6 protein-coding genes are annotated in these 5,793 nt (G+C 60.0%); 3 read left to right on the plus strand and 3 right to left on the minus strand.

Features of this window, described 5'->3' with window-relative positions:
* A partial coding sequence (locus EN939_RS18215; RefSeq protein ID WP_164751058.1) for an MFS transporter occupies window positions 1-852 on the plus strand: 852 nt, incomplete at its 5' end.
* 96 nt (window positions 853-948) lie between these two features.
* Here EN939_RS18215 and EN939_RS18220 read toward each other — a convergent pair.
* A complete protein-coding gene (locus EN939_RS18220) occupies window positions 949-1,146 on the minus strand; it encodes a DUF2735 domain-containing protein (protein WP_127269123.1) in 198 nt (65 codons plus the stop codon).
* Between the two features lie 316 nt (window positions 1,147-1,462).
* Here EN939_RS18220 and EN939_RS18225 point away from each other — a divergent pair, with 316 nt between their 5' ends.
* Window positions 1,463-2,503 carry a glutamine synthetase beta-grasp domain-containing protein gene (locus EN939_RS18225; RefSeq protein WP_127260164.1) on the plus strand — a complete coding sequence of 347 codons (1,041 nt, stop codon included), beginning with the start codon at window positions 1,463-1,465 and terminating at the stop codon, window positions 2,501-2,503.
* Window positions 2,504-3,245: 742 nt separating this feature from the next.
* Here EN939_RS18225 and glnA read toward each other — a convergent pair.
* Together glnA and EN939_RS18240 are read right to left on the minus strand one after the other, a co-directional pair.
* Window positions 3,246-4,655: a type I glutamate--ammonia ligase gene (gene glnA / locus EN939_RS18235; RefSeq protein ID WP_127269124.1), complete on the minus strand. Its 1,410-nt coding sequence runs from the start codon at window positions 4,653-4,655 to the stop codon at window positions 3,246-3,248.
* 65 nt (window positions 4,656-4,720) lie between these two features.
* On the minus strand, window positions 4,721-5,059 hold the full coding sequence (locus EN939_RS18240) for a P-II family nitrogen regulator (RefSeq protein ID WP_006205430.1): 339 nt from the start codon (window positions 5,057-5,059) through the stop codon (window positions 4,721-4,723).
* 358 nt (window positions 5,060-5,417) lie between these two features.
* Here EN939_RS18240 and EN939_RS18245 point away from each other — a divergent pair.
* Window positions 5,418-5,793 (plus strand): NAD(P)H-hydrate epimerase (locus EN939_RS18245; protein WP_272483100.1); only part of this gene is annotated, 376 nt, incomplete at its 3' end.

Raw genomic sequence — 5,793 nt, forward strand, 5'->3', positions numbered from 1 at the left:
GCCCAGCAGAACACGCGGGCGACGGTGACGGCGGCACCTGGAGATTGCAAGTTCCAGTTCAATCCGGTGGGTACCGCGAAGTTCACGACATCCTGCGATATCGCGACCTCGTTCCTGACCAAGAACTCGGTTCCCTATGACGTCGTGTCGACGGCCGCCGCCGGCACACCCGCATCTGTCAAGATCGGCAACGAGACGGTCGAGTCCTATGACGCCATCGCCGCCGGCGATCAGGCCAAGGCCAAGGAAACCGCCTTCATCAAGGCCGTCAACATGTCGCTGCAGGACGGCGGCTATCCGCTGAAGCGCGCGGCAGCCAAGGTTGCGGACCAGAAGCTCGATGCGTTTGTTGCCGCCAACCCGGAACTGAAGCTGGATGCCGCTGCCATCCGTGCCGGTGAGAAGGCGACGGTGCCGATCGACCAGGCAGTCAAGGACAAGCTGCTGACCACCGACGAGGCGGCGGGCGCACCCGAAGTCACCGTCTACAACATTCCGGGTGGTGGCGCGTTCGCCATGTTCGCCGATCCTGCAGCAGTGAACTGGCCAATGACGATCGGCATCCTGTTCATCCTGGTGCTGTTCGTGACCATGGTCTATGGGCCGATCGCGGCGATCCTGGTCGAGATGTTCCCGACCCGCATTCGCTACACCGGCATGTCGTTGCCCTATCACATCGGCAATGGCTGGTTCGGCGGCCTGCTGCCGGCAACCGTGTTCGCGCTCAGCGCCTATAAGGGCGACATCTACTATGGCCTTTGGTATCCGGTGGTGATCGCGGCGATAACGCTGGTCATCGGCATGATCTTCGTCAAGGATACGCTCGGCACCGACCTGCACGCCAAGGAGTAGGCAGGCCCGGTGTTCAAAAGAAAGCCCGGCGCGAGCAATCGCGCCGGGCTTTCTCTTTTCAGGCCAATTCGTTGGCGAGGGCTGCTGCCCTTTGTGTCAGCTCTTGCGGCCCCGGGTCTCATCCTCGATGGCTGCCTCATGGTACCAGCCGTCGCCGAAGTCTGCGCGGGCACCACGCAGCGAGGCAAGCTCTGCCGCAAACTTAGCCTTGCCGCTCAAATTTGAGGCAGCGGCGCGCGCTGCCACCGGGAACATCAAAATTGTGGCCGACGGTCGTGTGGAAATGATTTCCATTGCCGGGTTCCTTTCTTCTGCCGAACCTTTTCGATTCAACTTGATCCGAAGATAAGGTCTGCAATCAAGTTAGGCAATATGCCTATGAAAAGATCAGCAATTGCACACTATTTGTGCAAAGAACGACTGTGATTGATCGGAACGCATCGCTTAGGCGGATCACCGACTTCGAGTGGATACCGGGTCAATTTTGCCGCACCCTTCACACCAAGAATGGCACACGAATTGCATTTTAAGAATGCGGCAGGCCGGCTGCTGACGGCAGACGCATGTCGACGCCGTTCAGTGTTCGGTGATCAAGCAACGAGAGGCTAGAATGACGAAATACAAGCTCGAGTATATCTGGCTCGATGGATATACCCCGGTCCCCAACCTTCGCGGCAAGACGCAGATCAAGGAATTCGCCGAATTCCCTGATCTCGAGCAGTTGCCGCTGTGGGGCTTCGATGGTTCCTCGACCCAGCAGGCCGAAGGGCACAGCTCCGATTGCGTGCTGAAGCCGGTTGCGGTCTATCCGGATCCCGCCCGTACCAACGGCGTGCTGGTCATGTGCGAAGTCATGATGCCCGATGGCGTCACGCCGCATGCCTCCAACAAGCGCGCCACCATCCTCGATGACGAGGGCGCCTGGTTCGGCTTCGAGCAGGAATATTTCTTCTACAAGGACGGCCGGCCGCTCGGCTTCCCCGAGAGCGGCTATCCCGCACCCCAGGGTCCGTACTACACCGGCGTCGGCTATTCCAATGTCGGCTCCGTCGCGCGCCAGATCGTCGAGGAGCATCTCGACCTCTGCCTCGCCGCCGGCATCAACCACGAGGGCATCAACGCCGAAGTTGCCAAGGGCCAGTGGGAATTCCAGATTTTCGGCAAGGGCTCCAAGAAAGCCGCCGACCAGATGTGGATGGCCCGCTACCTCATGCAGCGCCTGACCGAGAAGTACGGCATCGACATCGAATACCACTGCAAGCCGCTCGGCGACACCGACTGGAATGGCTCTGGCATGCACGCCAACTTCTCGACCGCCTATATGCGCGAAGTCGGCGGCAAGGCCTATTTCGAAGCGCTGATGGCGGCCTTCGACAAGAACCTGATGGATCACATCGCCGTCTATGGCCCGGACAACGACAAGCGTTTGACCGGCAAGCACGAGACCGCGCCGTGGAACCGGTTCAGCTATGGCATTGCCGACCGTGGCGCCTCGATCCGCGTGCCGCATTCCTTCATCAAGAGCGACTACAAGGGTTATCTGGAAGACCGCCGTCCGAACTCGCAGGGCGACCCCTACCAGATCGCCTCGCAGATCCTGAAGACGATCGCCTCGGTTCCGGCAAGCGCTCAGGTTTCGGCCGCCGCGTAAGCGTTTCGGACTGCATGACAAGATGACCCCGGCGTTTCGCGCCGGGGTTCTTTTTTGGCCGTTACCCGGCTGACGGCATTCCTGGTAAAACATACCCAGAAAAAGTCAGGGAATTCACGCGGTCGCAAATCGCCCGGAAGTTCTGGCCGCAGCCATGTGAGCCTCCGGCGATCACTCCCTATAAAGCCCGGAAAAGCGCCTTTTCCAGCCCTTATCTGGGGCAATGGACCTTCCATAAGCATCTGTTCATACAGCAGAATCGGTCATTCGCGGCCCGGCTTGCAGCGTTGACAGATCACGCTACGGCATGCGTATTCGCAGGCCTTGGGGTTACGTCACGCAATGCTGTTCGGACGGGCGGGGTTTTCTGAACGGCGGCATTGGCGTGGGCGCCGGACGAGCGGTCACTGTAGCCTGAGACAGTGCTCCGCTCGCTCCTGGCTCCAACGTTGGCGACCGACCGGCCGCCTTGATCTTCACCGGACATCGCCGAGTAGTGATTGAAGTCACCGGACCGACGCGCTCAGGCCGGCCGCTCCGATGGACCGTGGGTCCAGAATCCAGGCATCGTATGATCGTCGAAGACGAAAGACCAATATGGCTGTCCATGCGTGGCTGCCGCGCAGGCGAGACATGCCGGTCAGCTGGCAATTCCTATTGGAGCGCAGCAAAAAGCCCTTGAAAGAGGGAAGTCTTTCAAGGGCTTGGTTATTATGGCGTATCTTAGTCTGAGCTTGAAGCCTCAGACAGAGTAATACATATCGTATTCGACCGGATGCGGGGTCATTTCGAAGCGCATCACTTCGGCCATCTTCAGCTCGATGTAGCTGTCGATCTGGTCGTCGTCGAAGACGCCGCCGGCTTTCAGGAAGCCGCGGTCCTTGTCGAGGCTTTGCAGGGCTTCGCGCAGCGAGCCGCAGACGGTCGGGATCTTCTTCAGTTCCTTCGGCGGCAGGTCGTAGAGATCCTTGTCCATCGGCTGGCCGGGATGGATCTTGTTCTTGATACCGTCGAGGCCGGCCATCAGCAGCGCGGAGAAGGCGAGGTAGGGGTTCGCGCCCGGATCGGGGAAGCGGACCTCGACGCGCTTGGCCTTCGGCGACGAGCCGAACGGGATACGGCAGGACGCCGAGCGGTTGCGCGCCGAATAGGCGAGCAGAACCGGCGCTTCGTAACCCGGCACCAGGCGCTTGTAGGAATTGGTCAGCGGGTTGGTGAATGCGTTGATCGCCTTGGCATGCTTGATGACGCCGCCGATGAAGAACAGGCAGCTTTCCGACAGACCGGCATATTCATTGCCGGCGAAGGTCGGCTTGCCGTTCTTCCAGATCGACATGTGGACGTGCATGCCCGAGCCGTTGTCGCCGAAGATCGGCTTCGGCATGAAGGTCGCCGTCTTGCCGTAGGCATTGGCGACCTGGTGCACGACATATTTGTAGATCAGCATCTTGTCGGCGTTGCGTACCAGTGCGTCGAACTTGATGCCGAGTTCGTGCTGCGCCGCCGCCACCTCATGGTGATGCTTTTCGACGCGCACGCCCATCTCGGCGAGCACGGTCAGCATTTCCGAGCGCATGTCCTGCGCGCTGTCGATCGGCGGCACCGGGAAGTAGCCTCCCTTGACGCGCGGACGGTGGCCGAGATTGCCGGTCTCGTAGTCGGTGTCGTCGTTCGACGGCAGTTCCGTGGAGTCGAGCTTGAAACCGGTGTTGTAGGGATCGGCCTTGTACTTCACGTCGTCGAAGACGAAAAATTCGGCTTCCGGGCCGACAAAGATGGTGTCGCCGATGCCTTCGGCCTTCATGTAAGCCTCGGCCTTCTTGGCCGTGCCGCGCGGATCGCGGTTGTAGGATTCACCCGAAACCGGATCGAGGATGTCGCACAGGATGACCATGGTTGACTGGGCGAAGAACGGATCCATGTGAACCGTTTCCGGGTCGGGCATCAGCACCATGTCGGACTCGTTGATGGCCTTCCAGCCGGCAATCGACGAGCCGTCGAACATCACGCCATCGGCGAACATGTCTTCCTCGACCTCGATGACATCCATCGTCACGTGTTGCAGCTTGCCCTTCGGGTCTGTGAAGCGCAGGTCGACGAATTTCACGTCGTTGTCCTTGATCTGCTTCATGATGTCTTTGGCTGTCGTCATGTCGTGTATCCCTGTGTGATGACTTTTTTTGATGATGACGTTTTCAGGAGGATGGGGCGGTCGGTTCAGACCGCGTCCATGCCCGTTTCGCCGGTGCGGATCCGCACGACTTCCTCGATGTTGGAGACGAAGATCTTGCCGTCACCGATGCGGCCCGTCTGGGCCGCCTTGCGGATGGCCTCGATGGCGCCTTCGACCGCGTCGTCGCCAAGCACGACCTCGATCTTCACCTTGGGCAGGAAATCGACGACATATTCGGCGCCGCGGTAGAGTTCGGTATGGCCCTTCTGACGACCGAAGCCCTTTGCCTCGGTGACGGTTATGCCTTGCAGTCCGGCCTCCTGAAGCGCTTCCTTCACTTCGTCCAGCTTGAATGGCTTGATGATCGCTTCGATCTTTTTCATGTAAAAAGTGGCCTCCACTGCCAAAAAAACGGGTTGTGACCCCCCGCTTGCGCCTCCATCAAGCACGAACTGTGCCAATTCAGCGGATTCGAAGCGGTCTCATAAGATTTCAAAGCCGCGCCGCACCGGGATGCAAATTCGCGTCATTCGCTGCACCGGAAGCGGCATGGGCTGCCAGAGCCTACACAGCGCCAGCACCTGCGTCCGCACAAAAATCAGGCATATCGCCTATCCCGCAGGCAATTTTCTGCCCGCAATGCCTTCGTGCCGACGTTATGGCTGCAGATCTCGGCAACTCCCCCTTGTTTGCTTAGGATCGAAATTGGACAATGCTTGATAGCATGCGGATCGGCAATCCATGAGCAACGAACTTCTTTCCCCGGCCGAAATGAGCGAGGCTGATCGGCTGACGATCGCGGCCGGTCCGGCCGATGGAATCAGCCTGATGCGGCGCGCGGGCGAAGCGGTCGCGGCCGAGATTCTCAAGCGTTATCCCGCAGCGCCGCATGTCCATGTGCTGTGCGGTCCCGGCAACAATGGCGGCGATGGCTATGTCGTCGCACGCCTCCTGGCCGGCAGCGGCGTCGGCACAACGATCTGGTCATCCGGAGCGCCGAGGCCGGAAAGCGATGCGGCGCTCGCCGCCGCGGAATCCCTGGTCAAGTCCCGGCCGCTGTCTGATTTCGACGCCGAGTTCGGCTCGATCGTGATCGACGCGCTCTATGGGGCAGGGC

The organism is Mesorhizobium sp. M7A.F.Ca.CA.002.05.1.1, assembly GCF_003998335.1.
Lineage (GTDB): Bacteria > Pseudomonadota > Alphaproteobacteria > Rhizobiales > Rhizobiaceae > Mesorhizobium.